Genomic DNA, 14,496 nt, shown 5'->3' on the forward strand with positions numbered 1-14,496 from the left:
GGCTTAGTTCGCCCTCGCCGCGACCTGCAATGCCCGCTCGCTCAGCACTTTCCCCTCGGGGCCGACGCCGCGCACGCGGTACGCGCCCGGTTGCAGCCACAGCACATTGGCCGGGCCGCGCTCCAGGAAGACGTAGCGGTCCGCCGCCACGGCATCGTCGGATTCGGCAGCCAGGCGGGCCTCGACCAGGCAGGGGAATCGCTGGCCGCAGATCTCGGGGCCTATCGCCACGGGCACGCGCCGCCCGTCCAGTGTCATCCAACCCGGGCGGTGGCCGTCGGCGGCCGGCGGCAAGGCGACGACGGACCCGCCGCCAACATTGATCGATACCACCCGGTCGCGCGCATAGGAGCTGATCCGGTCGCTGGCCGGCGGCAGGATCACGTTGACGTCGTACAGCCGCGGCCGGGCGCTCCACAAGCTGCCGTCCCCCGCATTGCGCAGCACGATCGGTCCGCGTGGATGGAACTGCGCCACGATCTGGTTGTAGGCGTCGCGCAGCGGGCGGCGCGAGTCCCTGGTCGGGGTAAGCAAGGTTTCAGGCTTGCCGCGCAGCGCCTCGTCGTTGCGCACGGCGTTGACCACCGCACGGGATGCCTGCAGCTCGTTGTAGGGCTCGTCCTCGTGTACGTCGGTCATATCGACGCTGAGGATGTCCAGGCCGGAGAGCCGGTGCAGGCGTTCGGCCATCGGCTGGACCGGTCCCAGGCGCCCGGGCGCCTTGTCGATGTGGGCGTATCCGGCATGCACCAGCAGCTTCGCCTGCGGATCGCCGGACAGCACCTTTTCGTAGAGTGTGCGGGCCTGCGACTGCTCGCGTTCCTGCGGGCTGCTTTGTGCCGGATCGTAGGGAACCAGTACGTAGCCAAGGCGCAGGGCTTCGCGCACGATCTGGCCGTACACCGGCTCGCGCAGGTATTCGGTGCCGCTGGCCGCCACCGGGTAGCCGCGCTTGCGCAGGCTGTCGCCGTCCTCGACCAGCGCTTCGATCGCCAGATGGGTGTAGCCGATCGCGCGCAGGCGGGGCAGCAGTTCGAGCGTGAGCAGTCGGGTGTGCGCATCGTGGTGCGCCTCGTTGACCATCACCACCCGGTGCGACGCGGCGAGGCCGGCAATGGCCTCGACCGCATCGGTGGCTTCCCAGTTGGGCGGCGTGGGCGCCGCGATGTCGTCCGGCAGGCGTGACTTCAATGGGAAATCCCGTACGGCTTCGCCATAGAGGCCAAGCTCGCTCTCGCTGAAGGCCAGGTACTGACGCGCGACCATCGCATCGGCCGGTGCCAGCTGGGGCAAGGTCTGCAGCAGATAGCAGTAGCGCCCCAGCTCGTTCGGGTTGCGCATGGCCTCGAACAGTTGCCCGGTGGAGACCTTGCCGGCCGCGGCGGCGTGCAGCGACGCGGCAGCCAGGACGCAGGCCATGGCGACGAAACGGCGTGACCTCATGCAACGACTCTCCCGGGCTGCCCCGGGCCAGACTAGATTTTGGCCACCATCCGGGCAAGGGCCATTCACGCCCGTTTCCGCGGCCTGCGCGAGCGCTACATCGAGGGGCATCCGCCAGCGCTGCGCGCCGCGCCTGGACGAGGTAAGCGTGCGCTGGATCGGCCCGGCGGCCCGTCCCGCTTCGCGTGCCGCCCCGCGCTCGATCGGCATCGTCGGCGGCAGCTACATGGCGGTGAAATTCGCCTGCCTGCTGCGTACGCCGGTCACGCTCTTTCCGCAGTGATGCGGCTTAGCCGTTGGCCATGCTCAAAGGGCTTACGCGCCGCGAGCTGCGCTGCGCCGGTGGGGCGATCCATCCGACCTTGTCGGAGGAACTGTTGCTGATGCGCTAGCCGCTACACTGCATGGATGGACATCTATCGCCTCGAAGCCGGTGTCGCACCCCTGCTGATCAGCCTGCCGCACGACGGCAGCCACATCCCCGATGAGATCGCCGCGCGCGTGCGGCCGTCGGCGCGGCGCTCGCGTGATACCGATTGGCACGTGGCCCGACTTTACGAGCCGCTCGCGCAGGCGCTGGGCGCGAGCGTGCTGCGCCCGCTGGCCTCGCGCTACGTGATCGACCTCAACCGCCCGGCCGACGGCCACGCGCTGTATCCGGGCCGGCGCGAAACCGGACTGGTCCCGACCATCGGCTTCGATGGGGAACCACTTTATCTGGCGGCGGACGGCGAGCCGGATGCGGCTGAAGTTCAACGCCGCGTGAACGGTTATTGGCGGCCTTACCACGAGGCGCTCCAGCAGGAACTTGCGAGACTGAAGGCGCAGCACGGCCGCGTGGTGCTGTGGGAGGGCCACTCGATCCGCAGCATGGTGCCCATGCTGTTCGACGGACGCCTACCCGATCTGAACCTGGGCACGGCCGACGGCGCCAGCTGCTCGCCTGCGCTGCGGCGGCGCCTGCAGTCGGTGCTCGATGGGCAGGAAGCATACAGCTTCGTGGTCGACGGCCGGTTCAAGGGCGGCTACATCACGCGCCACTACGGACGTCCTGACGTCGGGATCGAAGCCGTACAGCTGGAGCTTGCGCAGTGCAATTACATGGACGAGACGAGTTTTGCCTGGGATGAGGCAAAGGCCACGCAACTGCGCCGGGCGATCGAGCCGCTGCTGCGCGCCTGCCTGGACTGACGCAAGTTTCTGCGCGAAAGCGGCGGCGTTCGTCAAGTCAAGAGCCCGATGGCAGGCACGTAGGTCCGACGGCCCGGTTATTCAGTTGCCATATCTCGCCGCAGGCACATCGTCGTTTCGCCGCGCCGCCCGTGGTGCCGGGTTCCGGCCGGGTCCGCGGCGTTCCCAGCGAGGTTTTCCATCATGCGCAAGCTTGTGATCGCTTCCCTGCTCGTGGCGGGTGTGGCTCTTTCCGGTGTTGTGCTGGCCCAGGACACTGCCCCAAAGGCAGCAGCGACCAAGACCGAGCAGAGCGCCACTCCTGCGACCAAGACCGAGCAGAGCGCCACCCCCGCGACCAAGGACGCGTCGACCACGGCTCCGGCCCCCAAGAAGACGATGGGGCACCACCATCATCATCACCATCATCACTCTCACAAGGCCAAGAAGGCGGCCGATACGGGCTCCGGCGCCAAGTAGGAAGATCCGGCCTGATCCTTCGGCCCCGCCAGCCAGCTGGCGGGGCTTTCTTTTCTCCAGGCGCCCTTTTCTTCAGGCGCCGGCCAGGGCCGCCACGCACTTGAGTTCGATCGCGATGGGAGTCGGCAGCGCGCTGATTCCCAGCGTGGTGCGGCAGGCGTCCACGCCGGCGAAGTACTCGGCATAGATCCTGTTGTAGACCGGGAAATCGCGCGCCATGTCGGTGAGGAACACCGTCACGTCGACCAGGTCTTCCCAGCGGGCGCCGCTGGCCTCGAGTACCGCGCGCACGTTGGCGAACACCTGGCGGCACTGCGCCTCGATGTCGTAGGCGGCCAGGCTGCCGTCGTGGTCGTAGACGTTTCCCGGCACCTTGTCGCTGCCCGGTTCGCGCGGGCCCACGCCGGAGAGGAACAGCAGGTTGCCCACGCGGCGCGCGTGCGGGTACGCACCTACCGGCGCGGGCGCGGCGTCGGTGCGGATGCCTCCGCTCATGCCTGCGCCTGCCAGCGTTCGGCCATCCCGTCGAGCGCACGGCGGTAGGCGTCGCCGATGTCGTCGCGGCCGGTGACCACCAGCCCCAGGTCGTGCATGTGGCCGTCGGTGAGGCCGTACACCCAGGCGTGCACGGCCAGCTTCTGGCCGCGTTCCCAGGCGTCCCGCACGATGCTGGTGCCGCATACGTTGAGCGCCTGCTCGATGGCGTTGAGCTCGCACAGGCGGTCGTGGCGCGCCGCAAAGGGCACGTTCGCGCGCAGCGCGTCTTCGTGCTTGAACGCCACGTCCTTCACGTGGCGCAGCCAGTTGTCGATCAGGCCGAGCTTGTCCTCGCGCAGGACCGCGCCCACGCCGCCGCAGCCGTAGTGGCCCACCACCAGGATGTGCTCGACCTTGAGCACGTCCACCGCGAACTGGATCGTGCTGAGCGCGTTGAGGTCGGTGTGCACCACCACGTTGGCCACGTTGCGATGGACGAAGATCTCGCCCGGCGGGAGGTCGACGATCTGCGTGGCCGGCACGCGCGAGTCGGAGCAGCCGATCCATAGGTACTTGGGCGCCTGCTGCCGCGACAGCTGCTCGAAGAAGTGCGGGTCGGCGGCGGTAACGTTGGCGGCCCAGCGGCGGTTGTTGGCGAGCAGCTCTTTCAGGGTGTGCGGCATGGCGGTTCCAGTTCAGTAGCGGATACAAATGTTTTTCGGCTCGGTGAAGAAGGCCAGCGCCTCGGTGCCGCCCTCGCGGCCCAGGCCCGACTGCTTCACGCCGCCGAACGGCGTGCGCAGATCGCGCAGCAGCCAGCAGTTGGTCCAGACGATGCCGAAGTCGAGCGCGGCAGCGACCCGGTGAGCGCGGGAGAGATCCTGCGTCCACAGTGAGGCGGCCAGGCCGTAGGCGCTGGCGTTGGCCAGTGCCACGGCCTCGTCCTCGTCCGTGAACGGGATCAGGCTTACCACCGGGCCGAAGATCTCGGTCTGATTGGTGGGCGCGGCGTTGGGCAGTCCCTCGAGCACGGTGGGCGCGACGAACCAGCCGTTGGCGCAGCGGCCGGAAAGGTGCACCGCCTCGCCGCCGCACAGCACGGTCGCACCGTCGGCGCGGGCCTGGGCGATACAGCCCATGACCTTGTCGAAGTGGGGCCGGGAGACCAGAGCGCCGAGCTGGGTCGACGGCTGGTCGGGGTCGCCGACCACCAGCCGCTGCACACGCTCCAGGTAGCGCCCGCGGAAGCGCTCATAGATCGATCGCTGCACCAGCAGGCGCGAACCGCACAGGCAGATCTCGCCCTGGTTGGCGAAGCCCGAGCGCACGATGGTATCGAGGTTGGCGTCGCAGAGATCGGCATCGGAAAACACGATCGCCGGGTTCTTGCCACCCATCTCCAGCGACACCTTCTTGAACCGCGGTGCCGCGGCCGCAGCGATGGCCGTGCCGGTGGCGGTGCTGCCGGTGAAGGAGATCGCCTTGACCTGCGGGTGTTCGACCAGCGGCTGTCCGACATCCAGGCCCCGGCCCAGCACGATGTTGAGCACGCCCGGCGGAAAGCCGGCCTGGATGCTCAGCTCGGCCAGCCGCGCGGCGGTGCACGGGGTGACCTCGGAGGGCTTGGCCACGACCGCGTTGCCGGCGGCGAGCGCCGGCGCGATCTTCCAGGTGAACAGGTACAGCGGCAGGTTCCACGGACTGATGCAGCCGACCACGCCCAGCGGCTGGCGCAGGGTGTAGTTGATCGCGCCGGCATCGGGCCACCCGAGCGCCATCGCGTGCGACTCGCTGCCCCAGCCCTGGATGGCGGCGGCGAAATAGCGCAGGTTGCTCACCGCGCGCGGGATGTCGAGGCTGCGCGCGAGCGCAAGCGGCTTGCCGCTGTCGCGCGATTCGAGCGCGGCGAAAGCGTCCAGGTCCTGCTCGATGAGGTCGGCGAGGCGCCCGAGCAGGCCTGCGCGCTGCTCGATCGGCGTGTGCGACCAGGTCGCGGCGGCACGATGGGCGGCAGCCACCGCATCGTCCACGTCCTCGCGGTCGGAATCGGGACAATGTGCGAAGACCTCGCCGGTGGCCGGTTCGTACACCTCGAGCCAGCGGTCCGCGCGCGGAGCCACCAGGCGACCGTCGATCAGATTGGCGAGGCGCAGGGAAGGCATCCGTACAAGCTTACGACCTGGGGCCGGCGATTGCACCGGACGCCGGCGTATGCCGGCGTGAATCGAAGTTCGGTGCCGCGAGGCGGCTCCGCCATCGCGATGGGCGGCGTTAGCTCAACGCGCGCGTGCGGCCGCCGTCGACCGCGATGCTGACGCCGTTGACATAGGCGGCAGCGGGCGTGCAGAGGAAGGCGATCACGGCCGCCACTTCGGCCGGTTCACCGAAGCGGCGTGCCGGAATGGTCGCCATCAGGTCGCGCGCGATGTCGTTCTCGCTGCGGCCGCTGCTGGCGGCTTGCGCACCGAGCAGGCTGTCCAGCCGCCCGGTGCGCGTGTAGCCGGGCAGGACGTTGTTGACGGTGATGCCATCGGCGGCCAGCTCGCCGGAGAGCGTCTTGGCCCAGGCCGCCACCGCAGCGCGCACGGTGTTGGAGACGCCCAGGTTCGGGATCGGCTCCTTCACCGAAGTGGAAATGACGTTGACGATGCGTCCGTAGTTGGCCTGGCGCATGCCCGGCAACAAGGCCTGCACCATCGCCTGGCCGGCGATCAGGTGCTGGCGGAAGGCGGCCTCGAAGGCGGCCGGGTCGGCGGTGTGCGCCGGGCCCCCCGGCGGACCGCCGGTGTTGTTGATGAGGATGTGCACCGGTTCGGCCGCGGCGATGTCGGTGACGACGCCCTGCAGCCGCGTGGTGTCCAGCATGTCCACCGCCTGCCAGCGATGTTCCTGGCCGCGGGGGCACGGCAGGCGGCCGGCCAGTTCCTCCAGCGGCTGGGGCGAACGCGAGAGCAGGGTGATGGTGGCGCCAAGTTCCGCCAGTTCGATGGCGCTGGCCCGGCCGATGCCCTGCGATGCGCCGCAAACCAGTGCATGGCGGCCGCTCAGATCCAGTCGCATCGGTTTCTCCTCAGGTGGGTTCGAGGGCCGCCTGCTTCAGCGCGCCTTCCATTGCAGGAACACTGCCGCGAACCAGCAGGCCCAGGCCAGCCACGGTGCGAGGCGCCACAGCCGGAACCAGCGGGTGATCGCTGCGTCCTGCAACAGCTCGGGCAGGCGCGGGCGGGTCAGTCGCAGCACGCGCTGCATGCGCATCCAGGTGCGCATGGCGCTGGGCCGGCCGCCTTCCGGATCGGCGATGATCCTCCACTGCTGCGGGTGATGGGTACGTAGCAGGCTGGCGATACGGAACTGCGCCAGGTAATACAGCACGAACCAGACGATGCCGCCGGCGAGCAACAGCAGGTACAGCATCACCAGGAGGTTCACGTACCGCCTCCACTCCAGTGCGTGGGCAGGGCGGTGCGCAAGGTGTTGAGCACGCCCTTGCCCTGCGGGGCCTTGTCGCAGATCCCGTTGTCCACCGCCTTCTGGTAGCTCTCGTTCATCAGGCCGACCCAGATGGTGCCGTCCGGGCCGTGCGGGATGCGGAAACTGCCGTTGGACGCCATCTTCACGGGCGCCTCGGCGGAGAACGTGGCCGGCGACTGTTCCCAGTAGGTGTTGCCGGCCTGCTGGTCGGCCGAGCTGTAGATCACCAGGTAGCGTGCCTTGTCGCTGGTGATCTTGACCGAGCCGAAGGCGCCGGTGGTGGCGCTGCTCCACCCCATGTACTCGCACAGCTGCACGTCATGCGAATCGATCGGCTGGAAGGCCCCATCCAGCAACACCGTGGTGGGCGCGAACAGATAGCTCGCGTGGAGCCAGCGGCCGTTCAAGTCCGACTTGAGCGCCACGCTGTAGGGCAGCTTCGCGTCCGTCGGCAGGTGGAACGCCAGGAAATAGCTGCGTACGCCATTGAGGTTGGCGACCATGCTGCCGGGGCCAAGCTCGAATTTCTTCGGCTGCCAGGGCAACGGGGTCTGGTAGGAGAAGTCCGCGAAGCTGCCGCAGCAGGGCGTGGCCTGTTCGAGGCGCTGCTTGGCCTGCTCCAGCGCGTTGCTGGTGTCGGTCGGCGCGCGCAGGTTGGGCGGCACCAGCACCTTGACGCTGTGGCAGGCGCCCAGCAGGAGGGAGAGGGCGACCAGCAGGGTTTTCAGCGAGAAACGGAGCATGGCGGACGGGACCACGGATCAGAAGAGGGCGGATCCGGCGGCGCGCGGGTAGGGGATCGCGTCGCGGATGTTCGACAGGCCGCACACATAGCACAGCAGCCGCTCGAAACCCAGACCGAAGCCGGCGTGCGGGACCGTGCCGTAGCGGCGCAGGTCGCGGTACCAGGCGTAGGTGGTCAGGTCCAACCCGAACTTCTGCATGCGCCGGTCCAGGTACTCAAGGCGCTCCTCGCGCTGGCTGCCGCCGATGATCTCGCCGATGCCCGGAGCGAGCACGTCCATCGCCGCGACCGTCTTCTCGTCGTCGTTCAGGCGCATGTAGAAGGCCTTGATCGCTTCCGGGTAGTTCATCACCACCACCGGGCGGCCGACGTGCTTCTCGGCGAGGTAGCGCTCGTGCTCGGTCTGCAGGTCGATGCCCCAGGCGACCGGGTATTCGAATTTCTGGCCGGAATTCTTCAGGATTTCGATCGCGTCGGTGTAGTCGATGCGCTCGAACGGCTGGGCGATGAAGTTCTCCAGCCGCGTGACGGCTTCGGGCAGAACGCGTTCGGCGAAGAACGCCATGTCGTCGGCGCGCTCATCCAGCACCGCCTTGAAGATCGCCTTGAGGAAGCGCTCGGCGCAGTCGGCGTCGGCGGACAGATCGGCGAAGGCGATCTCCGGCTCGATCATCCAGAACTCGGCCAGATGGCGCGGCGTGTTGGAGTTCTCCGCACGGAAGGTCGGGCCGAAGGTGTAGACCTTGCTCATCGCCAGGCAGTAGGCCTCCACGTTGAGCTGGCCGGACACCGTGAGGAACGCCTCGCGGCCGAAGAAATCCTTGCGGTAGTCGACCTTGCCCTCGTCGGTGCGCGGCAGGTTGGCCAGGTCCAGCGTGGACAGGCGGAACATGTCGCCGGCGCCCTCGGCATCCGAGGTGGTGATGATCGGCGTGTTGACCCAGAAGAAGCCCTCTGCGGTCAGGTGGCGATGGATCGCCATCATCATCGTGTGGCGCACGCGGGTGACCGCGCCGAACAGGTTGGTGCGCGGGCGCAGGTGCGCGACCTCGCGCAGGAACTCCATCGAGTGCTGCTTGGGCTGGATCGGGTAGGTTTCCGGATCGTCGACCAGGCCGGTGACTTCCACGCCGGTCGCCTGGATCTCGAAGGCCTGGCCCTTGCCCTGCGAGGGCACCAGCGTGCCGGTGACGATCACGCCGGCGCCGGCGGTCAAGTGCCGGATCTCGCTTTCGTAGTTGGGCAGCGTGGCCGGCACCACTGCCTGGATCGGGTCGAAGCATGAGCCGTCGCTGACGTTGACGAAGGACAGCCCGGCCTTGGAATCGCGCCGCGTGCGCACCCAGCCGCGCACGGTCACCGCGCTGCCGGCCTCGATGGCGCCGGAAAGGGCCTGCTTCACACTCACTACCGCCATGGGATTGAAACTCCTGCGCACGCGCCGCATCTGGGCGCTGTCATGTTCGATGCGCGCCGGCTGCGGCGCGTCGGGCAAACCCGCATGATAATGTAGGCCCGAGGCCTACTTCACCTTCGCGCCCATGAGCATCTCGATCACTCCCCCCGCCCGCGAACGCATCCACCAGTTCCTGGCCCAGACCCCCGGTGCGGCGGGCGTGCGCTTCGGCGTCAAGCGCACCGGCTGCTCGGGCTTCGCCTACGTGGTGGACCTGGCCGACGCCGTACAGCCGGGCGACCACACCCTCGACGTGGAGGGCATATCACTGATCGTGGACGACAGGAGCCTGCCTATGGTGGAGGGTACGGTGATCGATTTCCGCCGACAGGGCCTCAACGCCAGCTTCGTCTTCCACAACCCCAACGCCACCGGCGAATGCGGGTGCGGGGAGAGCTTCACCGTCGGCTGAGCGGCCTGGTCCATAAGCGACGTGTGCACGCCGGCTTTACGCGGCGGCACTGGCCACGCTAGACTTCCGCTTCTGTCCGCGCCCGACCGGCGTGGATGGGCACTTGCCTCACCGCACCGGCGGGAGGCTGCGAGGCCCTTCGGGGCCGCATCCACAAGGAGCCAACACCACAATGACCATGCGTCATTACGAAATCGTGTTCCTGGTCCACCCTGACCAGAGCGAGCAGGTCCCGGCCATGATCGACCGCTACAAGGCGCTGATCGAGGCCGACGGCGGCAAGATCCACCGCCTGGAGGACTGGGGCCGCCGCCAGCTGGCCTACCCGATCGAGAACCTGGCCAAGGCGCATTACGTCCTGCTCAACATCGAAGTGGGCCAGAACGCGCTGAACGAGCTGGAGTCGGGCTTCCGCTTCAACGACGCCGTGCTGCGCCACCTCGTCATCAAGCGCGACGAAGCCGACACCGAGCCGTCCTTCATCCTGAAGTCCAAGGAAAAGGACGACGCCAAGTCCTCGCGTCGCCGCGACGACGACGGTGACGGCGACGACCGCCGCGGCGGCCGCGACAACGATCGCGACAGCGACGACTGATCAGGAGCACTCAAGCCATGTCCAAGTTCTTCCGCCGCCGCAAGTTCTGCCGCTTCACGGCCGAAAACGTGAAGGAGATCGACTACAAGGATCTCAACACGCTGCGCCAGTACGTCACCGAGAACGGCAAGATCGTGCCCAGCCGCATCACCGGGACCAAGGCGCGCTACCAGCGCCAGCTGGCGACCGCGATCAAGCGCGCCCGCTTCCTGTCGCTGCTGCCGTACACCGACAACCACGACGTCTAAGGCGTCATCCGGGAACAGGAAACAGGGGTCGGCGCCCCGCCGGACTGTCCGTTTCCCGTTCCCGCTCTTCGGACAACCGTCCGCGGCTGCACCGGCTTTCCGGTGCTAACGAAAGGAAAAAACCATGGAACTGATTCTTCTCGAGAAAGTCCGCAACCTCGGCAACCTGGGCGACAAGGTCAAGGTCAAGCCCGGTTACGGCCGCAACTACCTCCTGCCGCAGGGCAAGGCCGTGCCGGTGACCGCCGCCAACCTCGAAGCGTTCGAGAAGCGCCGCGCCGAGTACGAGGCCAAGGCCAACAACCTGCTGTCCGAGGCCCAGTCGCGCAAGGCCAAGCTCGAAGGCACCGAAGTCACCATCGCCGCGCATGCCAGCCCCGAGGGCAAGCTGTACGGCTCGGTCGGCCCGCGCGAGATCGCTGACGCGCTGGAAGCGGCCGGCCAGAAGGTGGGCAAGGGCGAAGTGATCCAGGGCGAGGGCCCGATCCGCAACACCGGCGAATACGAAGTCGTGATCAGCCTGCACGCCGACGTGCAGACGCAGGTCAAGGTGATCGTGGTCGGCGAGAAGTAATCGCCCGCCTCCGCCGTAGCGAAAACGGGCGCCTCGGCGCCCGTTTTTTTTTGCTCAGCCGCGCGAGGGCGGTATGGGCATCAACCGCGTTTTCACCGGTCGAGACTCGGCCGCGATCACCTGGAAGGGCAATTCGAGCGGTTCGATAGGCACCGCACCCAAGCCGGTAGCGACGCCCGTGCGCGCCAGCCGTGGCGGCATCGCCCAATGCGGTTGCCGGTTTGGGTACGGCCGCGCCGGTGCCTAGGCTGGGATCGCCCGCGTCGCCAGAGCGCGAACCTCGTGCAGCGTCGCTGACCGTACCGGCCTGCACCCCGCCGACCACGTCTCGGCGGCGGCGTCGCCCGCGCCCATGCCGCTGACGGCCGGATCGCCGGAAGTGCCGGGGCCAGCAGGTGTGGCGGAGGAAGGCGTCATGGCGCACAACTCCCGGAGATCGGGGACGTCAAACATTGTGGCGCTCCCACGGCATGCCGCCATCCTGATCCGGTCGCGGTGGCCATGCCGTAAAGCATTGAACGCTGCAATGATCACCGCGTGCGCGGCCGGCGACGGCGCAGGCGCTCGGCGGTGGGGTTATCCTCGCGTAGGCCCAGATCAAGGAAAAAAGCCATGCGACGCCATCGAGAAGGACACCGCACCGAGCACACGGGCTGGCTGCGCGCCGCCGTGCTCGGTGCCAACGACGGCATCGTCTCCACCGCAAGCCTGGTGATGGGCGTGGCCGCCGCCCATACCGATCGCCACGCGATCCTGCTCGCCGGCGTCTCCGCGCTGGTGGCCGGCGCCATGTCGATGGCGGCCGGCGAATACGTCTCGGTGCACTCGCAGCGGGATAGCGAGGAGGCGGAGCTGGCCCGCGAACGCGAGGAACTGGCAACCGACACGGATGCCGAGCATCGCGAACTGGCGTCGATCTATGTCGGCCGCGGGCTGGACCCGGCGCTGGCGCGCCAGGTCGCCGAGCAGTTGATGGCACACGATGCGCTCGATGCGCATGCGCGTGACGAACTGGGCATCACCGACGTGTTCCGGGCGCGTCCGATGCAGGCGGCTGCGGCATCGGCGGCAAGCTTCGCGGTGGGTTCGGCCTTGCCCTTGCTTGTGGCCACGTTCGCGCCGCTGGGCATGCTGCTCGCCCTGACCGGCGTCGCATGCCTGGTTTGCCTTGTGCTGCTCGGCGCCGCCGCCGCGCGGATGGGCGGCGCCAGCATGGCCACCGGCGCCTTGCGCATCGCCTTCTGGAGCTTGCTGGCCATGCTGGCGACGGCCGGCATAGGGCATCTGTTCGGCACCGCCACAGCCGGTTGAGCGCAAGCTCGGCCGATGACGGGTTGCATCCTGCTCACGCGGGCGTTATGCAGGGCTCCCCATCGCAGGCACAGGTGATGCCCTTGAAGAAAAAGCGCTCCTCGACCGGGCCGTGGTTGCTGTCGGCCGCCATAGCCATCGGCGCGGTCGCCGTGGCCGTCGTGATCTGGCGGACGGCGATGCGGCCGCCCCATGAAGGCACGCCGGTAGCCCCGCCGCGGGCGAGCACGCCGGAGCCCGCTGCCGCCGCCAGCACGATCCGCCACCCGATCGCCAAGGCCACGCCTGCACCTGCCACGACCGCGCCGTTGCCGGCGCTGGATGCCAGCGACGCCGACGCGGTGGCCGCCTTGCTGGCCCTCGCCGGCGATGGTGCGCTGGACGGCCTGCTGCAACGCGACCAGGTCATCCGCCGCATCGTGGCGACGGTGGACGCTCTGCCGCGCCAGAGCGTGGCCAGCGAGATCCTGCCGGTGCGTACGCCCAGGGGCGCGTTCCTGGTCGAACGGGCCGACGGCGGCATCACGCCGAGCACCCGCAACGCCGAGCGCTATGCGCCCTACCTGCGGGTGCTCAGGAGCGTAGACCCGAAGGCGCTGGTGGCCTGGTACGTGCGCCATTACCCGCTGTTCCAGCAGGCCTATCGTGACCTCGGCTATCCGAAGGGTTATTTCAACGACCGCCTGGTGGTCGCCATCGACGACATGCTCGCTGCGCCGACACCGCAGGTCCCGGTGCAACTGGTACAGCCGAAGGTGTTCTACCGCTATGCCGACGCCGACCTGGAAGCACGTTCGGCCGGGCAAAAGATGTTGATGCGCCTGGGTCCTGCCGACGAGGCGCAGGTCAAGTCGGAACTGCGCGTGCTGCGTGGGCTGCTCACCGGCTCGGGCTTGCCGGCGGAGGCTTCGGTGCACTGAAGGAGCGCTCCGGGGCTGTAGCGGCGGGCTCAGCAATAGTTGGCCGGCAGGCGCCGGTGCACGGTCGTTGCCGCGATCGCGGCATGGCCGACCGCCACGCTGATCTGGTTCAGCGCGCTGACCACGTCGCCGATGGCATATAGGCCCGGCACGCTGGTCTGCAGATGATCGTCCACCACCACGGCGCCTTCGGCATCGAGCGCGGCGCCCAGGGTCGACGCGAGGCCCGACTGCGCCTCTGCGCCGAGCGCCGGGTAGAGCGTGTCCAGGCGCAGCCGGCGACCGTCGGCGAAGTAGGCCTGGCAGGCGCCATCGACCAGGGCGAGCCGCTGCGGGGCGGGCCACAGCTGCACGCCGGCGTCGGCTGCCTGGCGCTGCAGCGCCGCATCGGGGGCGTCGCAGTCCGTCGCCAGCGCGCACACCTGGCGGGAGAACGTACGCAGGAAGGCGGCGTGGCCGATGGCAGCCTGCGCGGGTGCCAGCACGCCGATCACCTCATCGCGCGCCTCGTAGGCGTCGCAGATGGCACACAACCTGACCGTGCCCGCGGCGATGGCGTCATCGATGTGGTCCAGCACCGGTACGCGGTCGATCACGCCGGTGGCCAGGATCACCGTATGCGCCTGCCAGTGGCGCTCGCCATCACCCGCGGTGAAGCCGTCGGCATGGCGCACGAGCTGGGTGATGCGCGTGTGCACCGCCGGTACGCCATAGGCCTGTGCCTGCAGCCGGAAGCGCGCCAGCAATTCGTTGCCGGCCACACCGAAGGGAAAGCCGGGGCAGTTGTGGCTGGCCGGGATCCAGCGCGCGCGGCTAGCGCCCGCGTCGGCCAGCAACACGTGGCGCCGGAAGCGCGCCAGGTAGGTGGCCGCGGTCAAGCCGGCCGGACCGGCGCCCACGATCAGACAATCGAGTGGAGTGTTGGACATACCGCGTAGCGATAGAGCGGCAGTCCCGGTCGCGTCGGCGTGAAGCAGGCGGCGGGCCCAGCGCGCGCGACAAGGTCCTCACGAGCCCTTGCCGGGTTGCCGACAGCGGGACCCGCATAGTGTGATGCGCGTCACGAACCGTGGCGCACGAGGCCCACGGGGTTGCCGACCGCCGGCATGACGGGCCTGCGCCGGCATGGGGGAGCGCAATGCGACCTGCACGGGCCGTGGGGCGCGCTGCGGCCTGCACGATGACCAGCATGAC

The 14,496-nt window shown here is 68.6% G+C and carries 18 protein-coding genes; 9 read left to right on the plus strand and 9 right to left on the minus strand.

Annotated features, from left to right (window positions below):
* Nucleotides 1-3: 3 nt before the first annotated feature.
* Complete coding sequence (locus VGU65_RS07790) at nt 4-1,443, minus strand: hypothetical protein (RefSeq protein WP_327474380.1); 1,440 nt, start codon at nt 1,441-1,443, stop codon at nt 4-6.
* Between the two features lie 148 nt (nt 1,444-1,591).
* On the opposite strand from VGU65_RS07790, the gene VGU65_RS07795 reads away from it, so the two are divergent.
* The 3 genes from VGU65_RS07795 (at nt 1,592) to VGU65_RS07805 (ending at nt 3,093) form a co-directional block, all read left to right on the plus strand.
* On the plus strand, nt 1,592-1,726 hold the full coding sequence (locus VGU65_RS07795) for a hypothetical protein (protein ID WP_327474382.1): 135 nt from the start codon (nt 1,592-1,594) through the stop codon (nt 1,724-1,726).
* A gap of 125 nt (nt 1,727-1,851) precedes the next feature.
* Nucleotides 1,852-2,634 carry an N-formylglutamate deformylase gene (gene hutG / locus VGU65_RS07800; RefSeq protein WP_327474384.1) on the plus strand — a complete coding sequence of 261 codons (783 nt, stop codon included), beginning with the start codon at nt 1,852-1,854 and terminating at the stop codon, nt 2,632-2,634.
* 183 nt (nt 2,635-2,817) lie between these two features.
* Nucleotides 2,818-3,093, plus strand: a complete 276-nt coding sequence (locus VGU65_RS07805) for a hypothetical protein (protein WP_327474386.1) — start codon at nt 2,818-2,820, stop codon at nt 3,091-3,093.
* Between the two features lie 72 nt (nt 3,094-3,165).
* On the opposite strand, the gene VGU65_RS07810 is transcribed toward VGU65_RS07805, so the two are convergent.
* The 7 genes from VGU65_RS07810 to asnS all read right to left on the minus strand — a co-directional run bounded on the left by VGU65_RS07810 (nt 3,166) and on the right by asnS (nt 9,203).
* Nucleotides 3,166-3,588, minus strand: a complete 423-nt coding sequence (locus VGU65_RS07810) for a RidA family protein (protein ID WP_327474388.1) — start codon at nt 3,586-3,588, stop codon at nt 3,166-3,168.
* Complete coding sequence (can, locus tag VGU65_RS07815; protein WP_327474390.1) at nt 3,585-4,253, minus strand: carbonate dehydratase; 669 nt, start codon at nt 4,251-4,253, stop codon at nt 3,585-3,587. The genes VGU65_RS07810 and can overlap by 4 nt, the downstream gene beginning before the upstream one ends.
* A gap of 12 nt (nt 4,254-4,265) precedes the next feature.
* A complete protein-coding gene (locus tag VGU65_RS07820; protein ID WP_327474392.1) occupies nt 4,266-5,732 on the minus strand; it encodes an aldehyde dehydrogenase in 1,467 nt (488 codons plus the stop codon).
* 109 nt (nt 5,733-5,841) lie between these two features.
* Nucleotides 5,842-6,630 carry an SDR family oxidoreductase gene (locus tag VGU65_RS07825; protein ID WP_327474394.1) on the minus strand — a complete coding sequence of 263 codons (789 nt, stop codon included), beginning with the start codon at nt 6,628-6,630 and terminating at the stop codon, nt 5,842-5,844.
* A 36-nt stretch (nt 6,631-6,666) separates the two neighbouring features.
* The gene (locus tag VGU65_RS07830) at nt 6,667-6,999 is read right to left on the minus strand and encodes a hypothetical protein (RefSeq protein WP_327474396.1); all 333 of its coding nucleotides are present in this window, start codon (nt 6,997-6,999) and stop codon (nt 6,667-6,669) included.
* Complete coding sequence (locus VGU65_RS07835; protein ID WP_327474398.1) at nt 6,996-7,784, minus strand: hypothetical protein; 789 nt, start codon at nt 7,782-7,784, stop codon at nt 6,996-6,998. The genes VGU65_RS07830 and VGU65_RS07835 overlap by 4 nt, the downstream gene beginning before the upstream one ends.
* 18 nt (nt 7,785-7,802) lie before the next feature.
* Complete coding sequence (gene asnS, locus VGU65_RS07840; protein WP_327474399.1) at nt 7,803-9,203, minus strand: asparagine--tRNA ligase; 1,401 nt, start codon at nt 9,201-9,203, stop codon at nt 7,803-7,805.
* 124 nt (nt 9,204-9,327) lie between these two features.
* Here asnS and VGU65_RS07845 point away from each other — a divergent pair, with 124 nt between their 5' ends.
* From VGU65_RS07845 to VGU65_RS07870, 6 genes are all read left to right on the plus strand, one after another.
* The gene (locus tag VGU65_RS07845; RefSeq protein WP_327474401.1) at nt 9,328-9,654 is read left to right on the plus strand and encodes a HesB/IscA family protein; all 327 of its coding nucleotides are present in this window, start codon (nt 9,328-9,330) and stop codon (nt 9,652-9,654) included.
* Nucleotides 9,655-9,826: 172 nt separating this feature from the next.
* A complete protein-coding gene (rpsF, locus tag VGU65_RS07850) occupies nt 9,827-10,249 on the plus strand; it encodes a 30S ribosomal protein S6 (protein ID WP_327474403.1) in 423 nt (140 codons plus the stop codon).
* A gap of 17 nt (nt 10,250-10,266) precedes the next feature.
* Entirely contained in the window at nt 10,267-10,497 is a 231-nt protein-coding gene (gene rpsR / locus VGU65_RS07855; RefSeq protein ID WP_008434437.1) for a 30S ribosomal protein S18, read from the plus strand.
* A gap of 124 nt (nt 10,498-10,621) precedes the next feature.
* Nucleotides 10,622-11,071: a 50S ribosomal protein L9 gene (rplI, locus tag VGU65_RS07860; protein ID WP_327474410.1), complete on the plus strand. Its 450-nt coding sequence runs from the start codon at nt 10,622-10,624 to the stop codon at nt 11,069-11,071.
* A 612-nt stretch (nt 11,072-11,683) separates the two neighbouring features.
* The gene (locus tag VGU65_RS07865) at nt 11,684-12,382 is read left to right on the plus strand and encodes a VIT1/CCC1 transporter family protein (protein WP_327474412.1); all 699 of its coding nucleotides are present in this window, start codon (nt 11,684-11,686) and stop codon (nt 12,380-12,382) included.
* 77 nt (nt 12,383-12,459) lie between these two features.
* Nucleotides 12,460-13,302, plus strand: a complete 843-nt coding sequence (locus tag VGU65_RS07870) for a DUF3014 domain-containing protein (protein ID WP_327474414.1) — start codon at nt 12,460-12,462, stop codon at nt 13,300-13,302.
* Nucleotides 13,303-13,331: 29 nt separating this feature from the next.
* Here VGU65_RS07870 and VGU65_RS07875 read toward each other — a convergent pair whose 3' ends face one another.
* Nucleotides 13,332-14,231 carry an NAD(P)/FAD-dependent oxidoreductase gene (locus VGU65_RS07875; RefSeq protein WP_327474416.1) on the minus strand — a complete coding sequence of 300 codons (900 nt, stop codon included), beginning with the start codon at nt 14,229-14,231 and terminating at the stop codon, nt 13,332-13,334.
* Nucleotides 14,232-14,496 lie beyond the last annotated feature (265 nt).

It is taken from the genome of Frateuria sp. (genome assembly GCF_035943815.1).
In the GTDB taxonomy this organism is placed as follows: Bacteria; Pseudomonadota; Gammaproteobacteria; order Xanthomonadales; family Rhodanobacteraceae; genus Frateuria_A.

What these genes read in the sequence shown, in the direction of transcription:
- VGU65_RS07820 (WP_327474392.1), bottom strand. Translation starts at nt 5,732, where the DNA reads ATGCCTTCCCTGCGCCTCGCCAATCTGATCGACGGTCGCCTGGTGGCT.
- can (WP_327474390.1), bottom strand. Translation starts at nt 4,253, where the DNA reads ATGCCGCACACCCTGAAAGAGCTGCTCGCCAACAACCGCCGCTGGGCC.
- rpsF (WP_327474403.1), top strand. Translation starts at nt 9,827, where the DNA reads ATGACCATGCGTCATTACGAAATCGTGTTCCTGGTCCACCCTGACCAG.
- VGU65_RS07845 (WP_327474401.1), top strand. Translation starts at nt 9,328, where the DNA reads ATGAGCATCTCGATCACTCCCCCCGCCCGCGAACGCATCCACCAGTTC.
- rplI (WP_327474410.1), top strand. Translation starts at nt 10,622, where the DNA reads ATGGAACTGATTCTTCTCGAGAAAGTCCGCAACCTCGGCAACCTGGGC.
- VGU65_RS07790 (WP_327474380.1), bottom strand. Translation starts at nt 1,443, where the DNA reads ATGAGGTCACGCCGTTTCGTCGCCATGGCCTGCGTCCTGGCTGCCGCG.
- asnS (WP_327474399.1), bottom strand. Translation starts at nt 9,203, where the DNA reads ATGGCGGTAGTGAGTGTGAAGCAGGCCCTTTCCGGCGCCATCGAGGCC.
- VGU65_RS07870 (WP_327474414.1), top strand. Translation starts at nt 12,460, where the DNA reads ATGCCCTTGAAGAAAAAGCGCTCCTCGACCGGGCCGTGGTTGCTGTCG.
- VGU65_RS07875 (WP_327474416.1), bottom strand. Translation starts at nt 14,231, where the DNA reads ATGTCCAACACTCCACTCGATTGTCTGATCGTGGGCGCCGGTCCGGCC.
- VGU65_RS07865 (WP_327474412.1), top strand. Translation starts at nt 11,684, where the DNA reads ATGCGACGCCATCGAGAAGGACACCGCACCGAGCACACGGGCTGGCTG.
- VGU65_RS07810 (WP_327474388.1), bottom strand. Translation starts at nt 3,588, where the DNA reads ATGAGCGGAGGCATCCGCACCGACGCCGCGCCCGCGCCGGTAGGTGCG.
- hutG (WP_327474384.1), top strand. Translation starts at nt 1,852, where the DNA reads ATGGACATCTATCGCCTCGAAGCCGGTGTCGCACCCCTGCTGATCAGC.
- VGU65_RS07835 (WP_327474398.1), bottom strand. Translation starts at nt 7,784, where the DNA reads ATGCTCCGTTTCTCGCTGAAAACCCTGCTGGTCGCCCTCTCCCTCCTG.
- VGU65_RS07825 (WP_327474394.1), bottom strand. Translation starts at nt 6,630, where the DNA reads ATGCGACTGGATCTGAGCGGCCGCCATGCACTGGTTTGCGGCGCATCG.
- VGU65_RS07805 (WP_327474386.1), top strand. Translation starts at nt 2,818, where the DNA reads ATGCGCAAGCTTGTGATCGCTTCCCTGCTCGTGGCGGGTGTGGCTCTT.
- rpsR (WP_008434437.1), top strand. Translation starts at nt 10,267, where the DNA reads ATGTCCAAGTTCTTCCGCCGCCGCAAGTTCTGCCGCTTCACGGCCGAA.